Annotated in this window: 22 protein-coding genes; 2 read left to right on the top strand and 20 right to left on the bottom strand. The window is 42.3% G+C overall.

Features of this window, described 5'->3' with window-relative positions; all coding sequences use genetic code 11:
• Positions 1-30 precede the first annotated feature (30 nt).
• The 12 genes from ABDW02_RS18290 to ABDW02_RS18235 all read right to left on the bottom strand — a co-directional run bounded on the left by ABDW02_RS18290 (position 31) and on the right by ABDW02_RS18235 (position 10516).
• Positions 31-750, bottom strand: coding sequence for a response regulator transcription factor (locus ABDW02_RS18290; RefSeq protein WP_343637160.1), 720 nt, complete (start codon positions 748-750; stop codon positions 31-33).
• A complete protein-coding gene (locus tag ABDW02_RS18285) occupies positions 743-1468 on the bottom strand; it encodes a histidine kinase (protein WP_343637158.1) in 726 nt (241 codons plus the stop codon). Before ABDW02_RS18285 ends, ABDW02_RS18290 begins: the two co-directional genes overlap by 8 nt.
• 26 nt (positions 1469-1494) lie before the next feature.
• Positions 1495-2055, bottom strand: coding sequence for a YdcF family protein (locus tag ABDW02_RS18280; protein WP_343637156.1), 561 nt, complete (start codon positions 2053-2055; stop codon positions 1495-1497).
• Between the two features lie 88 nt (positions 2056-2143).
• Positions 2144-2881, bottom strand: coding sequence for an alpha/beta fold hydrolase (locus tag ABDW02_RS18275; RefSeq protein ID WP_343637154.1), 738 nt, complete (start codon positions 2879-2881; stop codon positions 2144-2146).
• A 108-nt stretch (positions 2882-2989) separates the two neighbouring features.
• Positions 2990-3220, bottom strand: a complete 231-nt coding sequence (locus tag ABDW02_RS18270; protein ID WP_343637152.1) for a 2TM domain-containing protein — start codon at positions 3218-3220, stop codon at positions 2990-2992.
• A 77-nt stretch (positions 3221-3297) separates the two neighbouring features.
• Entirely contained in the window at positions 3298-3897 is a 600-nt protein-coding gene (locus ABDW02_RS18265) for a Crp/Fnr family transcriptional regulator (protein WP_343637150.1), read from the bottom strand.
• A gap of 124 nt (positions 3898-4021) precedes the next feature.
• On the bottom strand, positions 4022-4741 hold the full coding sequence (locus tag ABDW02_RS18260; protein WP_343637148.1) for a glucose 1-dehydrogenase: 720 nt from the start codon (positions 4739-4741) through the stop codon (positions 4022-4024).
• 32 nt (positions 4742-4773) lie between these two features.
• Positions 4774-5580: a type 1 glutamine amidotransferase domain-containing protein gene (locus ABDW02_RS18255; protein WP_343637146.1), complete on the bottom strand. Its 807-nt coding sequence runs from the start codon at positions 5578-5580 to the stop codon at positions 4774-4776.
• Between the two features lie 102 nt (positions 5581-5682).
• Positions 5683-6987 (bottom strand): antibiotic biosynthesis monooxygenase, encoded by a 1305-nt coding sequence (locus ABDW02_RS18250; protein WP_343637144.1) that lies wholly within the window; start codon positions 6985-6987, stop codon positions 5683-5685.
• A gap of 201 nt (positions 6988-7188) precedes the next feature.
• On the bottom strand, positions 7189-7983 hold the full coding sequence (locus ABDW02_RS18245) for an SDR family oxidoreductase (RefSeq protein WP_343637142.1): 795 nt from the start codon (positions 7981-7983) through the stop codon (positions 7189-7191).
• A 234-nt stretch (positions 7984-8217) separates the two neighbouring features.
• Positions 8218-8781, bottom strand: a complete 564-nt coding sequence (locus ABDW02_RS18240; protein ID WP_343637140.1) for a Crp/Fnr family transcriptional regulator — start codon at positions 8779-8781, stop codon at positions 8218-8220.
• 70 nt (positions 8782-8851) lie between these two features.
• Positions 8852-10516, bottom strand: coding sequence for an AAA family ATPase (locus ABDW02_RS18235; protein WP_343637138.1), 1665 nt, complete (start codon positions 10514-10516; stop codon positions 8852-8854).
• A gap of 263 nt (positions 10517-10779) precedes the next feature.
• Here ABDW02_RS18235 and metK point away from each other — a divergent pair, with 263 nt between their 5' ends.
• Positions 10780-12060, top strand: a complete 1281-nt coding sequence (metK, locus tag ABDW02_RS18230) for a methionine adenosyltransferase (protein ID WP_343637136.1) — start codon at positions 10780-10782, stop codon at positions 12058-12060.
• A gap of 319 nt (positions 12061-12379) precedes the next feature.
• Here metK and ABDW02_RS18225 read toward each other — a convergent pair whose 3' ends face one another.
• The 5 genes from ABDW02_RS18225 to ABDW02_RS18205 form a co-directional block, all read right to left on the bottom strand.
• Positions 12380-14683, bottom strand: a complete 2304-nt coding sequence (locus ABDW02_RS18225) for a helix-turn-helix domain-containing protein (protein ID WP_343637134.1) — start codon at positions 14681-14683, stop codon at positions 12380-12382.
• A gap of 51 nt (positions 14684-14734) precedes the next feature.
• Positions 14735-16069: a carboxypeptidase-like regulatory domain-containing protein gene (locus ABDW02_RS18220; protein ID WP_343637132.1), complete on the bottom strand. Its 1335-nt coding sequence runs from the start codon at positions 16067-16069 to the stop codon at positions 14735-14737.
• A gap of 75 nt (positions 16070-16144) precedes the next feature.
• On the bottom strand, positions 16145-17515 hold the full coding sequence (locus tag ABDW02_RS18215; RefSeq protein WP_343637130.1) for a hypothetical protein: 1371 nt from the start codon (positions 17513-17515) through the stop codon (positions 16145-16147).
• Positions 17516-17563: 48 nt separating this feature from the next.
• Positions 17564-18835, bottom strand: coding sequence for a hypothetical protein (locus ABDW02_RS18210; protein ID WP_343637128.1), 1272 nt, complete (start codon positions 18833-18835; stop codon positions 17564-17566).
• Between the two features lie 185 nt (positions 18836-19020).
• Complete coding sequence (locus tag ABDW02_RS18205; RefSeq protein ID WP_343637126.1) at positions 19021-20733, bottom strand: hypothetical protein; 1713 nt, start codon at positions 20731-20733, stop codon at positions 19021-19023.
• Between the two features lie 110 nt (positions 20734-20843).
• Here ABDW02_RS18205 and ABDW02_RS18200 point away from each other — a divergent pair, with 110 nt between their 5' ends.
• A complete protein-coding gene (locus ABDW02_RS18200) occupies positions 20844-20969 on the top strand; it encodes a hypothetical protein (RefSeq protein ID WP_343637124.1) in 126 nt (41 codons plus the stop codon).
• 409 nt (positions 20970-21378) lie between these two features.
• On the opposite strand, the gene lptB is transcribed toward ABDW02_RS18200, so the two are convergent.
• The 3 genes from lptB to tatC form a co-directional block, all read right to left on the bottom strand.
• Entirely contained in the window at positions 21379-22113 is a 735-nt protein-coding gene (lptB, locus tag ABDW02_RS18195) for an LPS export ABC transporter ATP-binding protein (RefSeq protein ID WP_343637122.1), read from the bottom strand.
• 134 nt (positions 22114-22247) lie between these two features.
• Complete coding sequence (locus ABDW02_RS18190; protein ID WP_343637120.1) at positions 22248-24707, bottom strand: DUF5686 family protein; 2460 nt, start codon at positions 24705-24707, stop codon at positions 22248-22250.
• 46 nt (positions 24708-24753) lie between these two features.
• The gene (gene tatC, locus ABDW02_RS18185; protein ID WP_343637118.1) at positions 24754-25551 is read right to left on the bottom strand and encodes a twin-arginine translocase subunit TatC; all 798 of its coding nucleotides are present in this window, start codon (positions 25549-25551) and stop codon (positions 24754-24756) included.
• Between the last annotated feature and the right edge of the window lie 116 nt (positions 25552-25667).

Raw genomic sequence — 25667 nt, 5'->3', positions numbered from 1 at the left:
TTAGCGAACGCGGTCTCATTTTCAACTGGTTTAATGGTTGAAGGTTTCTACGAAGCTTTTGCGGTAGTTTTCGCTGAGGTTGAATTCCCGGTATTTTCCTTCCTTGTTCCGGATTTTGCTCAGTACAACATCCCCCTGATAACCCTGGATGAAATCTTTGGAAATCAATTCGGATTTAGAGATGCGGATGAATGAAATACCGGCTAATTCCTGCAATAACTGGTCGAATGATTTGTTCTTGACAACCAATTCGTCTCCGTTTTCCAGGAACATCAATTTGTCTCTGCGGTCGTAAGTATCGGTTGAAAAACTGACAATGGCAGAAAGCTGGATGGTAAATTTTCCTTTGTTGGTGTTTACCGTCCAGGTTGCCTGGCTTTTAGCCTGCTCAATGTGGTTTCTCACTTTTTCAATGGCCCGTTCCAGGCGTTCGCGCTGTACCGGTTTTCTCAAATAATCAATGGCTTCAATGTCGAAAGCATCTGCGGCATATTCATTATGGGCCGTTGTGAAAATGATCGGAATGGCGTGCAGTTTTTCAGCAACTTCCAGTCCGCTCAGGTTCGGCATTACGATATCGGAAATGCAAAAGTCAACAGAGAGGTTTTCAACTTCAGCCAGGAAAGTGACCGGGTTATCGAAAGCTTTCACTACCTCGATGTTGGGAATGCCCTCGCACAAGGATCTTAAATATCCCAATGCCAGCAATTCGTCGTCCAGCAACACCACCCGAAGCACCGACTTATCCATTGAGTTTCAATTTGAGGCGTGCATGGAAAACCGGTTGCTCATTTTTCAGCGTGAGTTCGTAGGCGTCCGGGTAAGCAATTTTCAAACGCTCTTCCAGGTTTTTAATTCCCAAACCACTGCGCTCTTTTTTCATCGGCTTACTTTCGGAAATGCGATTGCTGACTTCCAGCACAAATTCATTGTTAACGACTTCCAGGTGAATGGAAATGAATGATTCGTTGCGCTGGAAATCGGTATGTTTAAAGGCATTTTCGATGAGGTCAACCGTAATCAACGGCAGGATTTTCAAGTTGCTGATCCGTTCATCCTGCAAATTGATCGTGTTGCGGATACGCAGGTCAAACAACGGGCTTAATTTCAAGCGGTTGATCTCTATGAAATTCGCCGCAAAATCCATTTCTTCCTGCAAACTGACCAACGGCTGATCGCTTTCGTACAAAATGTAATCCAGTACGCCTGAAAGTTTGTCCATGGAGTAATAAGTCTGGTAAGCATGTGACTGAATGGAATTCAATGCGTTTTTGAACAAATGCGGATTGAGTTTATAACGAATGGAACTCAATTCAATGGCATGTACCCGGGCATTCAGTTCGTGGTTTTTCAAACTCAGGTCATTTTTTGCATTTCTGGCTTCCTTCAGTTTCAGGTAAAGCATTCTGCAGTACACCAAAAGTGCAAGGAATAATACCGACAAGACAAAAAGTGCTATTGAGACCATAATTACGGATCAAAGATAAGCGTTTTTCAATTTGTCAATAAGTAGGCGTAATATCCGAAGAACTCACGGATACAAGCATAAAAGTCCCGGATTTCAAAGTAATCGACATGCGCACCTGTTACGTTTTCGACACCTGCTTTTCTAAAAGCCAGTTTTGCTCGGGATATGTGGTGGTACTGACTTACTACAACCACGCTTTTTTCCGTGCCGAATTTTTTGATAAAATTCAGGGTTGTCTGTTTGGTGTTGTTTCCCTGGTTGTCGACTACGATTTTTTGAGCCGGAATTCCTTTTTCAATTAAGTATTCTTGCATTTTTGTCCCTTCGTAAAAGCCTTCTTTTCCAAGTCCGCCGCTAACGAATAATACATCGGCCAGTGAATCGCGATATAATTCAATTCCGCGATCCAGTCTTGCTTTTAACCTTTCAGAAAGAGTTCCGTCCTCGTTCACGGTATTGCCATAAATAACTGCAATATCCGCTTTGCTGTTTTCATCAGTCAGTCCGTCAGCAATAGTCACGAATTCATGAATACCAAACCAAAGGAGGAACAGGTAAATGAGGTGTTTGATCTTTATTCGGGACATGTTCCGGACATTTGTGTAAAACTAAAACAAAATAACCAGCCAACTGAATGACTGGTTATTTCTTTGCTTGCCGGTTTTCCAACTCAACCTACAACCCGGCTTTAAGCAACAAAGCGGAAACTACTTTTGGTTGAGAAAGGAACGGTGAGTGGCTGGTATTCACTTCATACACGGTTTTGATTCCCGCATCCTGGATCATACGATCTTGCAAACCGGTGCTGATTACCACATCCTGTAAGGTTTTGATGTAGATTTTTTCAACAGTTCCGAATTTTTCAGCCGTTAAGTTTGCCGGATTTGTAAGCGGAATGGATGGTTCTGCACGATAGTTGTCCTTTACAAGTTGTTTTGCAGCAGCTGAACCATCAGCGATAAACAGATTGATCAATTGTTCCTGGTTTACATCCAGTGTTAAATGATCTGCAGACTCAATCAGATTTGGTCCCAGTTTGGAATCCGGATCGGAAAATGCCAGATCAGTCAAAGCTTGTCCGTTCTTAGGAAGGAATGCCCCGATGTAAACCACTTTTTTGAGTTTATCCGGAATTTTTTCCGCTACCTGGCTTACAACCATTCCGCCCATGCTGTGTCCGACCAGGATTACTTTTTCATTGATCGGAGTGATTGCTTCAACTACTTTGTTGGCATACACATCCATGGTTAATGTGTGAGTGAGTGTGTTGTCTGAACCGTGTCCCGGTAATTCGACGATAATCACTTTGTTTCCTCTGTTTTCAAGATCTGTGCGAACAGCGTCCCAAACGTATGGTGCCTGCCATGCACCGTGTACCAAAACGTAGGTGTTCGTAGTTGTTTTTGTCGTCATGTTTTCAGTTGTTTTTTGACATGATGAGAATGCGAAGAGCGCGAATACTGCTGATAGCAGCGTTAAACCTGTTTTTTTCATGATATTGAATTTTTAAATTGTTTGTTGTTACTGATTGATTGTTTTGGTCTTTTTAAAAACAAAGACTCCAAGGAAGTGAAAGAATACACCGGTTGTCCAGGCAGCAGTATTCCATATCGGCCAGATGTAAGTCCGGTCGGTTAAGTACCAGGTCATCCATAAAGCCGGCAGCGTTAATGCAAATACTAAAAAGTGAATTCTGAAACCTCTTGCCGGATCGGCTTGTTTCGTTTTTCTGAGTTGAGCTAAATTTTTCATTGTGATTCAATTTGTAATTTGATATCACAAAGATCCGTTGAAAACGAAGGGTGTACCTGACACAAAAGTGTCAAAAACTACTGATAAGCTAATTTTTGACGGATACGCGTAAGTGATTGTCTTTCAATTCCCAAATAACTGCAAAGTTGGGAAATTGAAATGCGGTTGAATACGTTTTGCTGATTTTGAATAAAGTCCAGGTAACGCTCTTCTGCGGTCATGAAAACGAAGCTTTCAATACGCGCTTGCCGCCTGATTAAAATACCTTCGGCAATTAACCGGCCATAGCGTTCCACATTCGGATAAAGCCGATAGATCTCCTGCAGGTCATCAAAGGTCAAATGGACAAAGGTGGTTGGTTCGAGGCATTGAATGGAATACTTGCTGGGCTGTTTGGAAATGAATGCTGGGTAATGTGTTGCATATTCACCTTCGGAAAAGAATCCGACATTCCGTTCATTCCCCTGTTCGTCGATGTAATAGGTGCGTATCAAACCGCTGGAAATAAACCCGATCGTTTTTTGGGTTTCACCGGACTGAATAAAAAAATCTTTCTTTTTGGACTCGGAAACAGTCACCTTATCTGCAACGGCTTCCAATTCCGTATCAGTCAATTTCGGACAGATCTCTTTAATTGACTGTAGGTATTGCACTATGACCGGGTTTGTTTCTGACATTCCTGTCAAACTTATCAAAATCCTGCTGGAAACCAAATACTTTTAAACAAAAAAGAACCAACCCTGTCGGGGATTGGTTCTCGTAATGGACACAAATGGATTGCCCGTTGTGTGAGAGAGGATCTTATTGTGCCAGAAATCCCCCGTCGATAACTAGATCTGTGCCGGTAACAAAACTTGCATCATCACTTGCTAAAAAGACCACTCCGTTTGCAATTTCTTCCGGTTTTCCGGCTCTTCCCATTGGCGTGCGACCGATCACCCAATCGTTGAGCTCCGGATCCTGGCTATCTGTTAGCGGTGTGCTGATAAATCCCGGATTTACAGAATTGACGCGAATTCCTTGTTTGGCATAAGTCAAAGCAGCATTTTTCGACATGAGTGAAACCGCTCCTTTGGCTGCGTTGTACGCGATGACATCTGCTGCTGCAACAATTCCCCAAATGGAAGAAACATTGATGATAGCTCCCGATTGTTGCTTCATCATGGGTGTGATCACGTGTTTCATTCCCAAAAGAACCCCCGTTTGGTCGATCCCGATGAGGCGGTTCCATTCTTCCAGTTCAATGCTGTGGATTGGTGTGTAAGAAATTACTCCGGCATTGTTAACTAAGATATCGATCCGGTTTTCCACCTGTAATACTTTTGCCACTCCGGCTTTCCAGTCTGCTTCCGAGGAAACGTCAACTTTGATAAATGTGACTCCGTCTCCGTAAGCTGTATCTTCTTTGATGTCGAATGCATAAACTTTTGCTCCTTGTTCCACAAATTGTTTGGTAATTGCGCGACCGATTCCCTGGTTAGCGCCTGTAACGATTGCAATTTTGTCTGCTAATTTTTTCATGCTGTTTGAATGTTTAATGATTAAATGGGCCTTTATTTTTTCAATAACCAGCTTTCTACGGCTCTTGAGAAATCTGCTACGTCGATCGGGTGACGGCTGGTGATGATGTTTCCGTCGGTAACTACCGGTTGTTCCAATACGATTGCTCCCGCATTTTTTAAATCGCTTTGGATGTTCCAGTAACCGGTTAGTTTTTTTCCTTTGATGATTTCGGCAGAAGCCAGTACAACAGGTGCGTGACAGATTGCAGCGATTAATTTTCCGGATTGGTTGAAGTCCTGAATGAATTTGATTACATCCTTGTCGTAGCGCAGATTATCCGGGTTCCACGCACCGCCGGGAATGAACACAGCGTCATAATCTTCTACCTTGATTTGATCTGCCGTGCGGTCAAATTTAATGTATCCGACCGGCTGCAGATATTGGATAGCCATGACATGTGTTTTGGACATTTCCGGGTAGCTCAGCCCGAATCTTTCCGGAGCCGGGTTGAATTTCGGGGCGACGATGTCTACTTGTGCTCCGAGTGCCTGGAAGTACCAAACGGGCCCTGTTAATTCGATTTCTTCAAAACCATCTGCTACCAAAACAGCGATCCGTTTTCCTTTCAGTGCATTTTTGTCTTTGATTGGGGTGAAAAAGAAGGCTTTCAGGTTTTCATTTCCCGGAGCATTCAATAGTTTGGATACCGGCATGGTGATGACATTGCTTTGGGTAGCCAACTGATTCATGACTTCCAGTTCGTTCACCGAGTTTGAAGTTTGCCCGTTTTGAGCGTTTCCGAATGTTGCTGTAAGCATTACCATACTTGCAAGCAAAAATTGATTGATTGTTTTCATGTTTCTTAATTTTAATTTGATGCGACAAAGGTTCTTTGAAAGCAAGGGATTTGCCTGACACAAATGTGTCAATGATGGATCCGCTGTTTTCATCGTTTTTAATTAGTTGGATTGCGGTGCAAACTGAATGAGTGTGTGCAATCCGGTTTGAAAGGGTTGTTGTTTGATGTTGGTATTGAGGTAATTGATGACCGGTTGAATGGGAGGGAAGTTCAGATGGTATTGAAACGCTTCCTTACTTCTGAATTTTTCAAAGGTCACGAAGGTTTCCGGATCGTCTGTCGATTGGGAAAGCTGGTATGTAATTACTCCCGGTTCGCTTCTGAATTGCGGCATAGCCGTATGATAGATCGATTTGAATGCTTCCTGTGTTCCCGCTTTTGAATCCACGAATAGCATAATAACAATCGGGTTGTCTTCTTTTTCTGCCGGTCTTCGCCATTCGGATTTCGAAAGTGGTTCCAGATCTTGTACATTCATCGGAACAGCTGATTTGCTAAATTCTGCCAGTTTCTTTGCAGATGGGGTCTTCGTGAAAGCTTCCTGTTTCACAGGATCTTCCCAGCGTTCGATCAACCAGAAAGTTTTAGGCTTGTCTTGTTCGGAATAAGCCTCTGCCATAATGTTCCCATTTGAAGCATAAGCTTTTGTGACGTATTCCGTTAAGGCATTCCGGAATGTATTGGTTTGATTTTCTTCGACCTCGAAACGGATAATCTTTCCGGCTACTTGTCTGTTCTTTAATTCTTCCAGCACTGCTTCTCCAAGAGCTTTTGCCGACTGCGGATTTTGTCCGGTTACCACGCGCCCGTCACTCACTACATGTTCCTGCCACAATCCTGATTTTTCAAAAATGGCACCGCGTTCAATCAGTTTGGATTCCAACAGGAAAGGAACTTCTTTGTCCAGTTTTACCGCGATTTCTTCTTCGTTGGTAAAGGCGTTGATCTTTTTGCCTTCAACCAGGTATTTCCCGTTTGACAACCGGATGTTTACCAATCCTGCCGGACCGTGACACACGGCACTAACGATTCCGTTCTGTTCGTAGATCTTGGCAGCAATGCCGGCCAACTCCTGATTGTCGGCAAAATCCCACATGGCACCGTGTCCGCCGGCATAGTGGATTGCCACATAATCGGCCGGATTCACTTCGGAAGGTTTGAAGGTGTTTTCGACCTTGTTTCTGTAGACTTTATTTTCCCAGAATTTTTTGTTTACCGGATCACCCAGGTTGAATCCGTCTACGGGTGCTTTACTGCCTTCCGGGCTCACGAAATCGATTTCATAACCGGCTTTTGTCAATACTTCCCATGGGTGACTCACTTCTGACAGGTAAAAACCTGTTGGTTCTCCCGTATTTCCTTTTTGGTCGTGGCTCGTTACCACGAATAGAATTTTCTGCTTCATCTGTTGGTTGTTTTGTGCTTTCACTGAAAAAGTGCTCATTGCTATAAGGATTATCGCGAAAGCGGTTTGAAAAATTGGATGGATAAATGTGCGTTTCATATCTCTTGAGTTTGATTATTTACTTGTTACAAAGTTACTTGCGGGGGAAGCCCTGGTTGAAGGAGCGAAATCACAAAATGTGTGTGATTTGGATCACATTTTTTAGTTCAGGCCTTTTAAGATTCCGCCGTCTACACGAATAGAAGCGCCATTGGTAGCAGCTGCGAGCGGACTGGATACAAAAGCTGCTGTTGCCGCAACTTCATCCGGGGAAATGAAGCGTTGCAATAAACTTAGCGGACGGGTTTCCGTGAAATATTGGTGTTCTACTTCATCGATAGTCACATTTCGTTGTTTCGCTAATTCACCGAAGAAACGTTCGGCTCCGTCAGAAAAAGTGGGGCCGGGCAAAATGGCATTTACGGTTACCCCGGTTCCTTTTGTGAGTTGTGCCAAACCATTGGTCAATGAAAGCTGGGCGGTTTTGCTCATGCCGTAATGGATCATTTCTGTTGGGATCTGTAAACCGGATTCACTGGAAATGAACACGACTCTTCCCCAATTATTTGCCAGCATTTTGGGCATATAGAAGCGGGATAAGCGAATGCCGCTCATAACATTGATGTCGAATAGATTGGTCCAGTCTTCGTCTTTGGAATCAAAGAAGTTTACCGGCTCAAAGATTCCGAGGTTGTTGATCAGAATATCCACTTCAGTTAATTCCTGCGAAAGTGTTGCAAAACCGGCTTCTGTTGTCAGGTCGGCCGTGATACCGAACACTTGTTCGTTGCCGCTTTCAGCAATGATGCTGTTTTTAGCGTTTTCTACTTTGCCGGCATTGCGTCCGTTGATGTAAACGATCGCGTTTTCTTTGGCGAATGCTTTTGCGATCGCGTACCCGATTCCGGCAGTTGATCCGGAGATGAATACTTTTTTGTTTGCGAGTTGTAAATCCATGACTTTGAGTTTTGTATACTGCAAAGTTATGGGGGAAGGCTGCCGCAGGGAAGGAGGAAAATCACAAAAAAAGTGTGATCGAAATCACGTTTTTGAATGCGGACAAAATGTTCCAAAAGTTCAAAGGTTCAAAGGTTCCAAAGTTCAAATTCCGATAATCGTTGACGCTAAGGTCAGGGTTTGAAACTATCGGGATCATTTGTTTAAACCCTTTAAACTATTTGAACCTTTGAACTATCTGGAGTAAAGCCTGCTAAGTGTTTCGCGGCTCACACCGAGGTATTCTGCAATCATTTTTTTGGGAAGTTTTTGAAGCAAATCGGGGTAAAGCCTTGCAAACTCTTCGTAGCGTTCCTGCGGCGAACTGGAAAGCAGGAGTTTGATCCGTTGCTGCAGGGAAACATATCCGTTGGAAAGTTTGGTTCGGAAAAAATGTTCCATTTTATGCATTTCTGCACAAAGGGTTTCGCGGGCATGAAGTGAAAAGGAAAGTACTTCCCCGGCCTCAATGCATTCAATATAAAGACTGGCTTCTTTTTGATGGAACAAGGCGCGGTAATCCGACATCCACCAATTTTCGCGCGCGAATTGCAAAATGTGTTCTTTTCCTTCCGCATCAGCGAAAAACACTTTGTATAAACCTGACAACACGAAAAAATCCTGTTTTACTTCGTCTCCTTCGTGGATGAGGTATTGGTTTTTTCGAACGCGTTTAGGAATAAACAAGCTGTTGATGTAGTCAAATTCTTCGTCACTGACAGGAGTTATTTCTTCGATGTGTTTTCTTAGTTGTTGCATGCGTAAACAATTCGTCGATCGAAGATAGAATTTTAATCGTTAAAGATTTCATAGACTTGTTTAAGTATTATTAGGGTGTACCTTTTCTCGATGGATTAAAAAACCAAGTTTTTATTTTGTGCATAAAATCCCAAATATCTCCGGAAGATGGTTTAACATAATTTGAAGATGTAGGATCTTCACCTAGTTTTTCAAAGATTTCAATTAACCATTCGGGACTGTGACTTGACGTTACCCCTAATGATTTTAACCAACTTTCCAATTCACCATTTCTTACGGTGAAAATGCCGTATTCATCAAGTTGATCAAAAAGATCATTACAAGCTTGGCGATCCTGTGAATCTAAAAGATTAACTCCTCCATTTGTTTTGAAATTAATCTGTTTTCCATCAAATGCCGATTTTAAATGTCCACGAGAAATTCCAGTTGATTGAATAGTAACATTAGGGATATTTGCACTACTAAGTAAATTTGACCAAACTTTTCCCCCTTCTTTAATTACATCGACATCTACTATTGCAACACATGGGATTCCCATTTCTCTCAAAGGTCTTAATATTTCGTGTATAGTTTGTTTATTTTGAGCATTCAAAAATAGGCAGTTTGGAATTCCTTTATCTGGATTAAATGCTAATAATCGGTCATTTATTTCTTGGTAGAAAGCTCTATCTGAATCGGCTTCTGTTACTATTACATACTCATAAAACAACCCATTGAGAACACCAGTTGATCTTAATAAAGGATGTCTCATTAATTTGAGAACTTTATCACTAGGTAAGATTCGTGCTGTTGGGCTATTGTTTGAATATGTAAGTCGCACTATATTAATAGGAACACCCGATTGGATGCATCCCATTAAAAAGTTGGAACTATGAGTCGAAACAAATAGATTTTTAAAACTTCCGTTTACTGAATTGCTGACTTCTTTGCCTAAATTATAAGCTAATGAGGGATGTAAAAAGGCTTCGGGCTCATCAATTAAAATTACTTTTGGATCCCCCGCAATAATAGTGGTAATAATTCCTGTAAATGCTTTTACTCCATCGCTTGCTAAATTAATATCAAGTGCTTTATTATGAAAATCAATAGCATCTTGATGAATACCTCTTTCTTGGATTTCATCATTAGGAGGAGTTTCGGAAAGCTTGATTCTAAGGTATCCCAATTTTGTGGGATCAATTACAAAGTATTTTTTAAAAGCATCATATATAATTCTTCGGACTTCTTGTCGCTTATTATTGTCTTGAAATAGTACTTGGAGAATGTTTTGAGGATTACCTTGGAGGTCACCACCAGGTTGTTCATGAATTAGATTAATTCTGTTTCCACCACCGAGACGAAGCGTATTGAAGTATAAGTAGAAAGAGCAAAAGTATACTTTGTAAGTCTCAATATCATTTAAGTACATAAATAGATTACTCTTATCTATTTTGTTTCGAATGGTTGAATCTCCGAATACTATTTGATTTGGTGCAAGATTTTCTCTTGGGGTCGGTATTAACGTATGTTTTCTAATTTCTTCTTCGGGATCAATAATTTTGGAAAACACTAAATCTGAAAGAATTACACTTTTCGAGTTAATTTTACCGTTTTTCGAGTATTCTTCGATTTCTAAAAGTAGCTTACTTTTTCCTGAGTTGTTGGGTCCAACAAAAACTGTTATGGGTGTTAAATCGGTCTCGAGAGCTCCTTTTGTTCCAGAAGAACCAAATTGTAGCTTTATTTTACTTATCATATTTTTTAGTAGGGAAGTATTGTTGAAATAAAGTTTTTAGTACTCACAAAGTAGTAATTCCTAACAAATGAATACTAATATCTGTAACTTATTAGTTCAATCTTTATTGTTTAAGCTCCTATTTTGTTATTTGAGTCATAAATTTAATAGCCAACATTAGTCTATAAACTTAATAGAATATTAACACCTGTTTTTTCAACATTCGCCACTCCATTTCTTTTTTTTCACTAATTTCGCGACCATAAATTTTATACTCAAGGACTATGTCATACTTGTTTACCTCAGAATCTGTTTCTGAAGGACACCCGGATAAAGTAGCGGATCAGATTTCAGATGCGCTAATCGATAACTTTATGGCTTTTGACCCAACGTCAAAGGTCGCATGCGAAACGCTAGTAACAACAGGTCAGGTAGTCTTGGCCGGAGAGGTAAAAACAAATACGTATCTGGACGTTCAGTCGATTGCACGTGAGGTAATCCGTAAGATCGGTTACACGAAGTCCGAATACATGTTCGAAGCGAACTCTTGCGGAATTCTTTCTGCAATCCACGATCAGTCTTCCGATATCAACCAGGGAGTTGACCGCAAAGTTTCCAATGATGATTTCGAAGCGAAAGCGGAAGCTCAGGGAGCAGGTGACCAGGGAATGATGTTCGGTTACGCAACAAAAGAAACTGAAAATTACATGCCGTTGGCTTTGGATTTGGCGCACAACATTCTTCAGGAATTGTCTAAAATCCGTAACAACGAATCTCATATCATCGGTTATTTACGCCCGGATGCAAAATCCCAGGTAACGATCGAATATTCAGATGACAATGTTCCGCAACGTATCGACACGATTGTAGTTTCTACACAGCACGATGATTTCGGAACAGAAGCAGAGATGTTGAAGAAAATCAATGAAGATATCGTGAACATCGTAATTCCACGTGTAAAAGCGAAATTGAAGCCGGAATTGCAGGCATTGTTCAACGACCAAATCACTTACCACATCAATCCTACAGGGAAATTCGTTATCGGAGGACCTCACGGAGATACAGGTTTGACAGGTCGTAAAATTATCGTAGATACTTACGGTGGAAAAGGTGCTCACGGTGGTGGTGCATTCTCCGGAAAAGATCCTTCAAAAGTAGACCGTTCAGCTGCATACGCTACGCGTCACATCGCTAAGAACTTAGTTGCAGCTGGTTTGTGTGATGAGGTACTGGTACAGGTTTCTTACGCAATCGGTGTTGCTAAACCTTGTGGTTTGTTTATCAATACTTACGGAACTTCGAAAGTGAACATGACTGACGGAGAGATCGCTAAGAAATGTGCTGAGATCTTCGACATGCGTCCTTATGCAATCGAACAGCGTTTGAAATTGAGAAACCCGATGTACTCTGAAACTGCTGCTTACGGACACATGGGACGTAAGAATGAAGTGGTGAAGAAAACATTCAGCGCTCCGGACGGATCCCAGGTAGTGAAAGAAGTAGAATTGTTCACATGGGAAAAACTGGATTTCGTAGATAAAGTAAAAGCTGCTTTCTCTTTGTAAGAAATAAGTTTACAACATATTTTATACTTTACAAACCCCGAAGCGATGTAACATTTGCTTCGGGGTTTGTTACTTTTTCAACTATTTGTATTCTAAGGGAAACAAAGTCATTCGAGTTGGTTGAAATGACGAGTAGTATTTGGTAGTTTGGTGAAATCACAGGGCGCGGGTTCTGTGATTTTTTATTTAGTCTCCCATTGATCACGCGAATGTCGCAGATTTTGGGTAAAAATTAGTTGTATTATCTGCGTAATCAGCGCTATCTGCGGAAATATTTGGATACTACCAAAGTTGTCAATTTGACCACATTAATTCAAGCTTACAACATCTTCGAAGCCTGAACCCACTTCAATTCGGCATAACTCACTTTATCTCCCAATTCGTCTTTGAGTGCTCCCAAAGTTTTTCCTTCGGAGTCTTCCAGGTAAGATTCGATCTCGCTGATGCGTTTCGGGTCCATGACTGCCGTAATGTCAATCTTTTCCTGCTGGATCAATTTGGCAAAATGGCCTTCTATTGTAGACATACCCAATTGGCGTTCGCTGGCAATTTCTTCGATTGTTTTTCCTTCCTCGAATAGCTCGAAAGTAATCTCATAGGTATTTTTCTTAACCTCTTTCTCTTCCTTCACTTTCTTCGGTTTCACCAAGTCGATTACGTCTGTGAAATCTTCTTCCATCATTTCATCCATCATGGAACGGCTTGCGCGCAATTCCTGCTGAATACTATGTGTTTTTGCAATGACGTAATTGGTGACTTCCACCGACCGGATAATTTCCTTCGTAAACGGTTTTTGGTTCACCACTGCTTCCATGAGTAAACGTCCTTTCATTAACCGGTGAACAACCGCCACTACTTCCTGCTCCAGTTCCTCTAGTTCTTCGTAGTATTGTTTTGTTTTTTTGACTTTAGCGACTTCATAACGCCGTTTCATAATGGAATAGACCTGCGAATCCAGAGGTTTGAAGAAATATTGGTAGGCGGCTTGTACGCGTTCGTGTATAAATTCCCATTCCGGCTTTTCTTTGGAAAACAGGTTCGTCAGCTGATTCTGAAATTTCCGCGCGGCATCGAAAGTTGCCTGAACGGTCTGAAGCTGGTTTGCAACCCAGGATTTGTCCTTTCCTTTTTCGGTTTTTGGCCCCTGGCTTTTGAATCCCAATTCGAAAGTTGCCCACTTGGTGGTGTAATCGTACCAATCGAAGGCTTGCAGCAAACTGGTGTATACGAAGCGCGCTGTTTCCTGGTCGAGGTATAATTTCATGCGCTCTTCCGGAGCTTTGTTGGAAGCGTAGGAAACAACCTGGTGGTCATTCACCAATCCGTTCATCGAAAGCGGTTTCAGTAAAACCAATCCACTCAGACTGCGGAGCCGCGATAATGCAACATAAGCCTGGCCGGGAGCAAATACATTCGACACATCCAAAACAGCTTTATCGAATGTTAATCCCTGGCTTTTATGAATGGTAATCGCCCATGCCAGCTTAATCGGATAATGAACGAATGTGCCGAGGATCTCTTCTTCAATTTCCCCGCTTTGTTCGTTCAGGGTGTATTTGATGTTGTTCCATTCGTATTTCTCCACAGTAATGCTGCGTTTTTCATCTTTGAAATACACTTCTATCTCGTCGGCAGTCAGGGACTTAATTACTCCCATTTTCCCGTTGTAGAAATTCTTCTCAAAAGAAATGTCGTTCTTGATGAACATGATCTGAGCACCGACCTTTAATTCGGTCTCTTTTTCAATCGGGTATAAATGAGGCGGAAAATCATTTTTGATCTCAGCGGAATAAACGATCGATTTCTCGTTCAATGAATTCAAAGCTGCCGCATTTATCTGATCGGCTTTCGAATTGTGGGTTGTCAGCGTAATGTATCCTTCTTCTTGAGTAGAATCAAAGGAAGGATTTACATATTTCTCCAGCAAGATCTGATCTTCCCGGGTCACCTGGTTATTTCTCAGGTTGTTCAGTAAATCGATGAAAAGCTGGTCGTCCTGGCGGAAAATCTTTTCCAACTCAATATAGACCGGGGCCTGTTCCCGCAACACGTGTGCGTTGAAGAAAAAAATGCCGTGGTAGTATTTTTGCAAAACACTCCATTCTTCCGGTTTTATGACCGGTGGAAGTTGTAGCAAATCCCCGATAAAAAGGACCTGCAGCCCACCGAAAGGCTGGTTGTTCTTCCGCACATTTCGAAGCGTCCAGTCGATGGCGTCCAATAAATCTGCCCGCAACATGGAAACTTCGTCGATAATCAGCAATTCGACACTCCGGATGAGGTTCTGCCGGGTTTTGTTGAAATGGAAATGCCTTTTCAGCGTTTCTTTCGATTCGAACTTGGTATTTCCGGAAACCAATCCGTCCGAAACAAATTCGGGAATAAACGAACTGAAAGGAAGCTGGAAAAAGGAGTGAATGGTGACTCCGCCGGCATTTAGAGCGGCAATTCCTGTCGGAGCAACAATTACCGTGTTTTTATGTGTTGTTTCTACAATTTTCCGAAGAAGCGTGGTTTTTCCTGTTCCTGCTTTTCCGGTCAGGAAAACGGGACTGTTGGTTTGATTGATAAATCGTTCGGTAAATTCAGCCGGATTGCTGATGGATGCTGTATTGTTTTTCATTCTTACTTGAAGATACGCAAAAATACCTTCTTTTCAAACGAAATCAAATCTTTATCTGTTTGTGAGATGCTGCTTGAAAATATAATGCATACTCAAGTCCAGGTAATCTTTGTAGACGTAATAAATAAAGTCTTCCCGGATTTGAATGTGCTCGGGAAAAATATGGTCTTTTATCTGGATCACATCTTCCACTTTTCCGGTCGTCAGGTTGATTTTTCTCAAACTGGTGATCCCATCCCTTTCAAAACGCGCGTAAATACTTGTTTTCTCAATATTGGGGATCAGTTCATTTTTCCAGCCTCTGAAATATTGGTAAGCAATGGGAAAACTTCGAACGCGTACTCCGGATTTTGTAAATACAACCGCCGAATCATTCATGTGATCAAAAATGAACAGGGAATCATTCAATTCGAATAAGGGAGCATAGATCGGTTTTAGCAGTACCAGGTCGTAGAATTGTTGGGTGGTCCAGCGTTCACGTGCCTTTTTTAAATAGTAGCTTTCATTGGAAAGTTTGTCGCCGTGATTGGCGTTTGATTCCCGGAGGATATCTCCTACGGTTTGCTTGTTTTCGCGTTGATAATCTTTTAACTGGCGGCTTTTCTGGCGGTCTTCGCTCACGTAAAGTGTTTTGCTCAGACGTGTTTTTTTGCTGATTAACTGGTATTCCAAATACTGTTTTTGGTTCATGTAAGTGCGAATAACAATGGAATTATCGTCCGAATAGGAACAGTTGTCGAGCAATCCGATCGCTTTGTAGTAGGGAATCGGGGAAAAAATTCCAACCGATTGACCGACGATGGATGTTTCGTAAATGCTGTCCTTATAGACCAAATGGAATTTTCCTCCGCAATCCTGCATGATTGATTTGGGATGTTTGCGGATCGTGGTTTCATACATTTTATCACCCGATTCATTCAAATGACGCAGGTAATAATTGTGTTCATCGCTGCAGCACAAAATGATATTTCCGTCCGGTTGCACTTTGAAGTCAAGCACATTGGCCTGTTTACGCGGATAAACCCAGAATTTACTGTCTGCATGAATGGTCACTTCGTCCAGTTGTGTTTCTTTCCCGCTCATAACCACGTAAACCATCATAGTATCTTTCCACTTTTCAGGAAACAGTAAAATGTCTATATAGTCGTTGTACAAATTGCCTTTTACGGTGATTTGTGCGGGGAAATTCCCGTTTTTGATCAGGAAGTTTCCGTTGGAATTGGTCCGCGCATTGTGAATATCGATCTGAACGGATGCGTTCTTAACGGGAGCCCCGTTTTCGTTGACAACTTTTCCTTTGATAATAATATCGTCCTGTGCCCGGGAAGAACAAGTCAACAGGGAGACGAATATCAGTAGTGGAAGAAATGATGACAGACGGAACATGCTTTTATTTAGTGGGTGAAATTTAGCTAAAAAAACTGAAAATGAGAGTAAGCGTAACCTCCACAGACTGTACGCTTATTCCAAATGCTGTTTGAAAATGTAATGCATACTTTGGTCGAGGTAATCCTTGTAGATGTAATAAATGAAATCTCCGTGGATCTGAAGGTGTTCGGGAAATACGTGTTTTTCCAGTTTGATAATATGCTCCGTTTTTCCGTTTGTGGGATTAATCTCCCGAAGCACTGTCAACCCTTCACGTTGATAGCGGGCATACAGTTTCGTTTTCTCCAGATTGGTAATCAGTTCATTTTTCCATCCCGGAAAATAATGGTAATAAATGGGAAAAGACCGGACCCGTATTCCCGATTTGGTAAAAACCACAGCGGAATCATTGAGGTGATCGAAAATAATTAAGGAATCGTTTAATTCAAACATCGGGATGTAGGTAGGTTTGATCAGTACCAGTTCATAGAATTTTTTATTGTTCCAGCGATCACGTGCTTCTTTCAGAATACCAAAGTCTCCAGGTGAATCTTTCAGGCCGTCTCTTGGGTTTGGGGCTGTGCTTGCGGGTGGGGGCGGGGGAGGGACTGTATGAAATAATTTGTCTTCCGCATTCTGTGTTTCTCTTGCATATTCCTCCAGTTGCCGGTCTCGTGCCCGGTCTTCGCCCACGTAAATGACCCTGGATTTCCTGTTTTGAATATTGATAGCCGTGTATTCGATGCGCTGGTCCTGGTTGGAATACTCATATTTGATGAGGATCTGTTGATCTTTGTAAACACAGGTTTCGAGCAGGTTCAATAATCTTCGAGACTCTCCCGGATGGAAAACCCCAATGGAATTATTAATTATTGCGGTCTCGTAGATGCTATCGGCATAAACAAGATGGACGGTTTCCGTGAAATCCTTGTACAATTTTCGGGGATGCCGGCGGATCGGGGTTTCATTGATTTTTTCTCCCTGCGGATCGAGATTTCGGACATAATAGTTTTTTTCATCGCTGCAGCATAATAAAATTCCGTCATCCGGCTGTAAAATAAAGTCCAGAACATTGGCTTGTTTGCGCGGATAAACCCAAAAGATCTGTTCGGCAGAAATTGTCACTTCATCCAGTTCCTTTGCTTTTACTGTTAATACCACCAACACGTGAATAGTATCCCGCCATTTTTCAGGAAGCAGGACCATGTCGGAATATTCCGAATAGAGTGTATGCGTAACAGTGAGTTTGGCCGGGAAATCGGTGGTTTTAGCAATGAAAAAACCGTTCAGGTTGGTTCGTGCATCACTGTTTCCCAATTTTACGGATGCATTCTTAATAGGAGTCCCGCTTTCACTGATGACTTTTCCCTTTACGGTCGCTTCAACTTGTGACAAGCCGGTGTTGATTATGCAACCGCAGAAGAGGATCAAACCGATAATTCGAATGTGGTATAAATGCTTCATATGGGTTTGGTTTTGGATTATTCAGTGATTTATAGAGATGTTTCGGGATTATTCCTTCAGCGGCTGTTTATACAGGTAGTGAATGCCGTTGTCCAGGTAGTGTTTGTAGATGTAATAAGCATAATTTCCACGAATCTGGATATTCATCGGATGAATGTGTTTTTCAAGAACATCCAGGGTGACCACTTTTCCCGTTGAAGGGTTGATCTGGCGAAGGGTTACCAAACCGTCGATTTCATACCTGGCATACAGTTTTGTTTTTTCTTCGTTGAGGAATAGTTCGCTTTTCCAATTCTCGAAATAATGGTAGCTGATCGGGTACGAACGGATGTATTGACCTGAGCCGGTGTATACCAAAGCGCGGTCCATTACGTGATCAAAAATATAGAGTGAATCGTTTATCTCAAAGATTGGCGCATACAAAGGTTTTTTAAGTACCTGGTTATAGAACTGCTGATTATCCCATTTGGCCCTGTCGCTTGAACCCGTCATTTGTGGGGGTAATTTGTAATTCGGGTTGGATAAAGGAACTGCAATATCGTTTGTAGCTGCGTATTCATCCAGGCCACGCATAGCTTCCTGATCCCCAGTGGTGTAAAGTAAATTGGGTTTTTTGGTGTTCCAGTCAACTTTCAGGTATTCAACCAGCTTGTTATGCGGCCCCAATCGTTTTAAAATGATTTGATTATCATTGGAAATAATGCAGGGAGCTAAAATACGCATGGTTTCGGCATAGGAATTTCCGGCAAGCATCCCGATGGAATTCCGGATGAACTTGATCTCGAAAATACTATCGGAGTAAACCAAATGTGTTCCGCCGGTGCAATCGGTATACAGGGCGGTCGCGTTCTTTTTGATTTGCAGGTCCACAATTTTCTTCCCGATGGAATCCAGCCTTCTCAAAAAGTATTTGTGGTCTTCTTTGCATAGGAGGAGCATTTCTTTGTCGTAAAGCGCAAAATCAATGATGTGGGTGTTTTTCTTGTCATAAGCCCAAATGATCTTCGAGGAGTTGACGGTCACTTCTTCCAGTTCGGTTTCCTTTCCTTCGAGGAAAATATCCAGTTTTACGGTATCCCTGGCGTAAACCGGTGGCCGTACTACTTCAAAATAATTTTTGTAAAGCGGATGTTTCACATTCAGCTGAGCCGGCAGGTCTGTCACCCGCAAAAGAAACATTCCTTTGGAATTGGATTTGACATTGACCGCTCCGAGCCTGATCTCCGCACCGGCTATCCGCTGGTTTTGCTCATTCATAACGGTCCCGGAAACGATCACTTCCTGCGACCAGGCAGATATACAAAACAGGAGTAAGCCCATCAACAGTATGGATTTCCAAACCCTGTCCGATATGCATAAGTAGTTCATCAGAGTTTTAAGGTAAGGAAAAAAAGAAACAGGAACAACCGGATTGATTAAACTGTCTTTTTGATTGATTTAGACTAATGATCAATTATGAATTATCAGGATATGGGTTTGATCATTAAATCATTCATAATTGATAATTAGAAATATGCCACATATCCGAAATGTACCTTCGAATCGCGGAACAGGATCGGGTTGGAGAATTGTTGCCCCAATGCGTAAGTCAGTGAAAAAATCCCGATGTTGGTCCCGAAACAAAGACCCGCGCCAAACCCTTTGGGCGAATCATGCCGGTATTGCTGCACATTCCGTTCGTACCAGCTTTGGTCATAAAATACAAACAAATAGGAATTCTGGTCCAGGATAAACCTTGGTTCTATGGTGAGTGTTGCCCGGAAAGTGCCCAGTAATTCATCTTCCATGAAACCGCGCTGGGAAAGATTCCCGCCAAAACGCAGGAGTTCGTTCTGTTGAATGTTATTCGTATAGAAGGATTCGCTGATCAGCCCGCTTTTCAGTACAAACCGTTTTCCCAAAGATTGGTAGTACTCAATTTGCACCTTGCCGCCATAGATGAGGTAGCGGTTGACTATAGAATCTTTGATTAAAGTTCGCTTCCCGACATTCCCCTCCAGGTACCAGATAAACCCCTTCCGTGGATTGGGTAGGTAATCAACTGTTTGGTTCCGGAAAGAAAGCCCGTAAAGGTTGCTTTTGGAAGTTCCGTAAGCAAGTCCGGTATTGGCCGCTCCCAAGAGGTTGGATTGCTGGTTTTTATAAAAACCGGTTAGTGTTTTTCCTCCCGAAACAAAATAGGTGACACCGATGCTGGTTTTTAGTTCCAGGAAAGTAGAATCGCGCTTGAATAATGAAAACTGTGCGTCCAGCCCGAAGGGGGTGTTGAATAAAAACGGATAAGCGGCCTGGATTTTCAGTTGCGGGCTTCCCGGCTGGATCGAGCGCCAGTTCAGATCGAATAATTCTCCGTGCTTGAACGCATTTTGCAGTTTTAACCGCAGATCACCGGTAAGTTGGTATTTTAATTTGATAGGGTCTTGCTGCAGCCCGATAGTTCCGTTGAATAAAGAAACCGGTTTCGTTTCGATGTACAGGTAAAGATTTGCGCCTTCCGGGGTGAACAAAATTTCTGCGGGTTTGGTTTGTTTCACGAAGATCAGCTGGGTCAAACGGGTGTTGATGAGGTTTACCTGTTCCTGGTTGTACCAGTTTCCCTTTTCGATGTGGAGAAAATTCTCCAGGTATTTTTGGGATAATTTGACCTTGTTTCCCGAAACGATGAGCTCGTTCCATTTCACCCGCGAGTTGGGCGTAATGATCAATTCTGCAAAAAGTGCTTCATTTTCTACCCGCAGATCTTCAAAGGCAATACGTGCAAAAGGATAGCCGGCAACTTCGAAATTGTGCAGCACGCGTTCGAGGCTTTTGGATATTTCCAAGGGAGTAGGAGGAAGTGTTTCAATGGTTCGCGGACTGATGCCGATTTCCCGGAGGGCGCGTTTGCTATTGTCGGAAATAGATAAATTGAGTCTTCGATAGCGCAAACCGAGCGTAAAATAGGCTTCGCTGTTGAGACTGTCACTCGGAATAATGGAATCGATACCGAATGTCAGGTATCCTTTTTTGTAGGCCAGGAACTGGATGTCCCGCAGTTGATTGTTGAGTGAAAAAGTGTCTGAATAGCTGAAACTGTTCCGTTTACTGATCGTTTTGAAAGCGGCATCCGAAAAATGGATCTTTTTCTGGGAATAGAGCATGAAGGAGCAAAAAAAAGATAAGCTGATCAAAAGACCGGCTTGCCATTTTTTCTGAATAAATTTACCGAAATGCTTCAAATTCAATTATTTCCTTTCACAAAAATCCGGAATATCCTCTAATAATAACGTTGAAAGTAGTAAGTTTGTATAGAAGAACCAATTTAGTATGAACCATTAAACTGAAGATCATGAAAAAAATAGCTGGAATTATCACCGTTGCCCTTTTCGTTCTTTTAGCAAGTGCTTCCTGTAAGACAAAAGCACATTGTGATGCCTATAATGGAATGGATCAAACAGAAAAAGCTGGGCACTAATAATTTAGTGTTAGTCTATCTGAAAGATAGATAAATAGAAGGCTTCCCGATTTTACTACAAGAGTGATCGTTAAAAAAATAGCGCGATTTTCAATAAAATCACAACTAATCCACATCATAAAAAATGGGAATGTGAATAATAATTGTAGTAAGTAACGCTAAAAAATAATAGATTTGTACCCGGACAACAACAACTAGTAAACTAAAAAACAAGCAATAACTATGAAGAAATTTTTTGCCTACGCAGCAATGGCTGCTTTCTTAGCGGTAGTTTTAGCATCTTGCGGATCCTCCAGAGGGCATTGTGAGGCTTACGGAAGCATCGATAATCCTGCAGAAAACGCTGATTTAGCGTCTAAATAACGAAACAAACCAAAAAGTCTCTTCCCACGGAGGCTTTTTTTTATGCCTAACCGTTTTTAGTTCGTAGCACAAAATTTTGACCCAGGTAAACCTTACGCACTTGTTCGTCTGAAGCCAACTCTTCCGCTGTTCCCGATTTCAAAATACTTCCTTCAAATAACAAATAAGCCCTGTCGGTAATGGATAGTGTTTCCTGTACGTTGTGGTCAGTGATCAAAATTCCGATATTGCGTTTGCGCAAATCCGAAACAATGCTTTGAATATCTTCCACGGCAATCGGATCTACGCCGGCAAAAGGTTCGTCCAATAAAACGAATTTCGGATTGGTAGCCAATGCACGCGCAATCTCTGTTCTTCGCTTTTCACCACCGGAAAGCCTGTTTCCAAGGTTTTTTCGAACTTTGGTCAGGCTGAATTCTTCCAGCAATTGCTCCATTTTCTCTTTGCGCTCGATCTTGTTCAGGTCGGAAAGTTCCAGTATAGACAGGATGTTGTCTTCCACGCTCAGTTTGCGAAATACGGAAACTTCCTGTGGCAGGTACCCGATACCCAATTGCGAACGTTTGTACATGGGATAATGGGTGATTTCCTGGTCGTCCAGAAAAACATGTCCTTCGTCAGGTTTAACCAAACCAACCATCATGTAGAAGGAGGTCGTTTTCCCGGCACCGTTCGGGCCCAATAAACCAACAATTTCTCCCTGGTTTACTTCGATGGTAACTCCTTTCACTACGTTCCGGCCTTTGTAGGTCTTCTTAATATCGTGCGTATGTAATTTCACCTTGCGAAGTTACTATAATTAGAATAAAAAAGCGGAGCTTAACATTTTTTGAGCTTTGATGATTCAAATGTTCAAATTGAACCTTTTAAACTTTTGGAACTCTTTGAACTTTTTTTGAACCCGTTTGAACATTCTTAAAACGCAAACGACCAGCGTGCCCGGATTCCCAGAGGTGCAATACCCGGCTCAAGGTGCGTGATCCTCCACACCAGGTCCACACGTCCCAGCTTGAAAATGTTCTCAATACCTACAGAAGCTTCTGCATAGGGAATACTACCGAACTGTTTGGTAAAAGACGGGATGATCATCACGTCATTGTGCCTTTGGCTGATTGCTCCGTAGGTAATTCGACCGGTTGTTACCAATCTCCATTTCAGTTTCTTGATCAGCGGAATGCGGTCGAATAACAACCCCTGCCAGTGCTGTTCAATAAATCCGCCCACATAACGGTCGGAAATGAACTCAAAATAAGACATCCGGTTGAATGAATTGGTGTACAGCCAGTAGGATTGACTTCCTTCGTGTACTTTCAGAAACGGGTAAGCAACTGTTCCCAAAACAACCCCGGCATTTATTCCGTAGCGAAGCCTTCCCAAAACACCCACATTGCGGTTGTGTTCCATGGCGAATTCCAGTTTCTGGTAGTTGTAATCGCTGCCGAAAACACCTTTGATTCCAAAGATTCCCTGGATCGATAAAATAGGGAACTTGGAAGGAAGCGTAGTGCGGTCAAAATTCCCGGAAATAAACTCTTCGTCTTTACACCATCGGAAGCGCAAAGTAACTTCCGAGCTTTGGACGTGCCTGATCGTATCTAATCCGCCGTATTCATTCCGGTGCTCATAGGTAGCAAGACCCAAGGGCGTATATTCTTTCCATTCGAATCCCCCGAAGATCACGAAGTCTTTTCCAAGATCTTTTTCCAGGTTGATCCCGGCTTTGTCTACGAAGGTCAATTTGTCCAAAGGCCCGGTTCTCAAAAGCGAACTGAAGGTGGAACCAACAGCTGCTGCAGTCGGCGAAATCCCGATTTGCTCGATGTCCCGGTTTCCATACAGGATCAGAAGCCCGCGTTTCCTGGGTGTAATGTTGATCCGTGTTGTTAATCCGTACTTGAAGCGTTCGTCTCCGAAACCATAATACAATCTTCCTCCGAATTCAATGCGCTTGGAAAAAGCATTGGAGGTACGAATGGCTAATCCCGTGCGGAATTTCTCTACCGGGTTCACGGAGATGAGTGAATAAATGGACCCGATCTCGATAGGCCCGACCGGGTAATAACCCGAAGCGAGCATATACGTGGAATTCTTCAGGAACTTGAAGAACGGATCGTGATTCAGGGAATCCACCATGTTATCAATTCCGTTTTCCTGGTCATTCAGCGGAATGTGCCGATGGGTGATCCAGTAATTCTTGTCCCGGATTTTGGCACTGTCGGCAAATTCTACGGTGAAGTCGCTTTTGTAATAATCATCGGGGTGATCTTTGTTGATCACGAAATTCTTGCGGGAGGAATATTTGCGGCCATAGAAGCCGTAGAGTTTCGTTCCTTTCGTAACCTTCAGGTCGAGGATCATTTTTTCTTCCGTCAGCATCCAGACTTCCGGCTGAACCTGGTCGAAATGATGTTCCATGTACAAATCCTGTACATAGTTGATGTTCGCCCACGGAGATAGTTTTGCCTTGAAGGTTTTAACGGCGTAAGTGGTGTCGTTGATCCACATTTCTCCTTCAAAGGTCATGTCTCCGGTTCTTTTCGGAGTAAAACGCAACTTGTAGCACCAGTTGTTATCGATGAACATACTGTCTTCCAGGTAGAACTTGTAGTAATTGCGTGCAAAGCCCGCTACCGGGCTGATAAAGGCTTTCTGGAAGATGTTCAGGTAGTTGTCGTAGATGTTGAAATCCAGGTACATTTCTCCCAGGAACTGGTTCAGCTGCAGGTTTTCAATTCCGGAAATCCGGGTTGCGGAAACAAGTTCCCGCTTTTTCTTGGGATTGTTCTTGTAGCTGAACTGGGAAATGTTTTCCGACAGGATAACCGGCAGATAGGTTTTGCCGCCATCAATGGAATCCAGGTAATCCATCACAACGTCGAGGCGTTTTACAATATCGCGGTCCTTGAATTTATCCCCGATGTTGTTCAGGTCGATCTGGATCTTATTGTACAGTTCGTAATCGTAGGAACTGAGTTTTTCCTTGTTGTTGATGTCTTTGTGTGCAATGACCTTCTTATGCAGGGTTGTCGAAGGAAATTCATCCGGCGGTTTAACGGTAACTTCCGTAATGTCCACGATGGATTCCGTCATTTTTACATCAATGACTTGTTCCTGGTCTTTTTTGACCGCTTTGGTCACTAAAATGAACTCCGGCATCATATAAGTAATGCTGTCGGTTGCATAATACGTCTGGAGCGTGTAGAAACCAAGACTATCCGTGAGCGTACCAATTTTTGAATATTGGAACTGAACTCTCACGTCAGGCATTCCTTCTCCAGTTTCAGCATCAGTGACGCGGCCCGAAACTTTTGTCTGTTGTGCATACACAGAACATTGAATCAGGCAGAGTAGAAATAGAATCCTTAGTTTAAACATAGATAGGGTAAAACTAAGAAAAACTCAGGGTAAAAACAACATGGGATTACCCCTTTGTTTCTTCTTTCAGACGTGCTTTTTCAACGCGTTTCACGACAAAAATCCCGATTTCGTAAAGCAATAAGATCGGAATGCTGACAATGATCTGGGAAATCATGTCGGGTGGAGTAATAATCGCTGCCAGAATCAACACCACTACAATGGAATGTTTGCGGTATTTCACCAGGAAACCGGAAGAAACGATTCCCAGTTTTCCCAGCAAATAAGCCAGGATAGGGAGCAGGAAGAACAACCCGGAATAGAATACGGTTGAAAGAACGGTACTCATGTAAGAGTTGATCGTGAAATCATTCTTGATGTCTTTGGTGATCTGGTAAGTCCCGAAAAACTGTACACTCATGGGAGCCACAATGAAATAGCCAAATAAAATTCCCAGGAAGAATAATACGCTTACGTAGAATGTGATTCCTTTGACCATTTTCTTTTCATTCTGTTTCAATCCCGGTTTTACAAAGGACCACAATTGGTAGAAGATGAATGGAAAACCAACGACCACACCACCCAGGAAACTCATCCACAAGGCGTAAGAGAACTGGCCTCCCATCGTAGTTGATTGAAAATTGATCGGAATTTCGTCCACACACATGAAATTCATGTATTTGCAGAAAAAATGGAAGGTGAAGAAGCTTGGCTTGCTCATGGAGAGGAAAATATTCGTCATGATCCAATCCTGGAACCACCAGATTACGATCGCCAAAACAATAATTACAGCTGCGCACCGAACCAGTCTCCATCTCAATTCCTCGAGATGCTGTAAGAACGACATATTTTTTTCTTCTTCCATACTTCGGCGCAAATTTAATAAATCGTCCAGATTTTCAGGGTTTGAAATGTTAATAACACGCAGTCAAGCACAAATTTTGTGAGATAAACCCCGGAAAATGTTCAAAAATTACAATC

Source organism: Fluviicola sp., from assembly GCF_039596395.1.
Taxonomy (GTDB): domain Bacteria; phylum Bacteroidota; class Bacteroidia; order Flavobacteriales_D; family Crocinitomicaceae; genus Fluviicola.
Note: the sequence above shows the minus strand (reverse complement) of the source record. Positions and strands in the feature narration are given on the sequence as shown.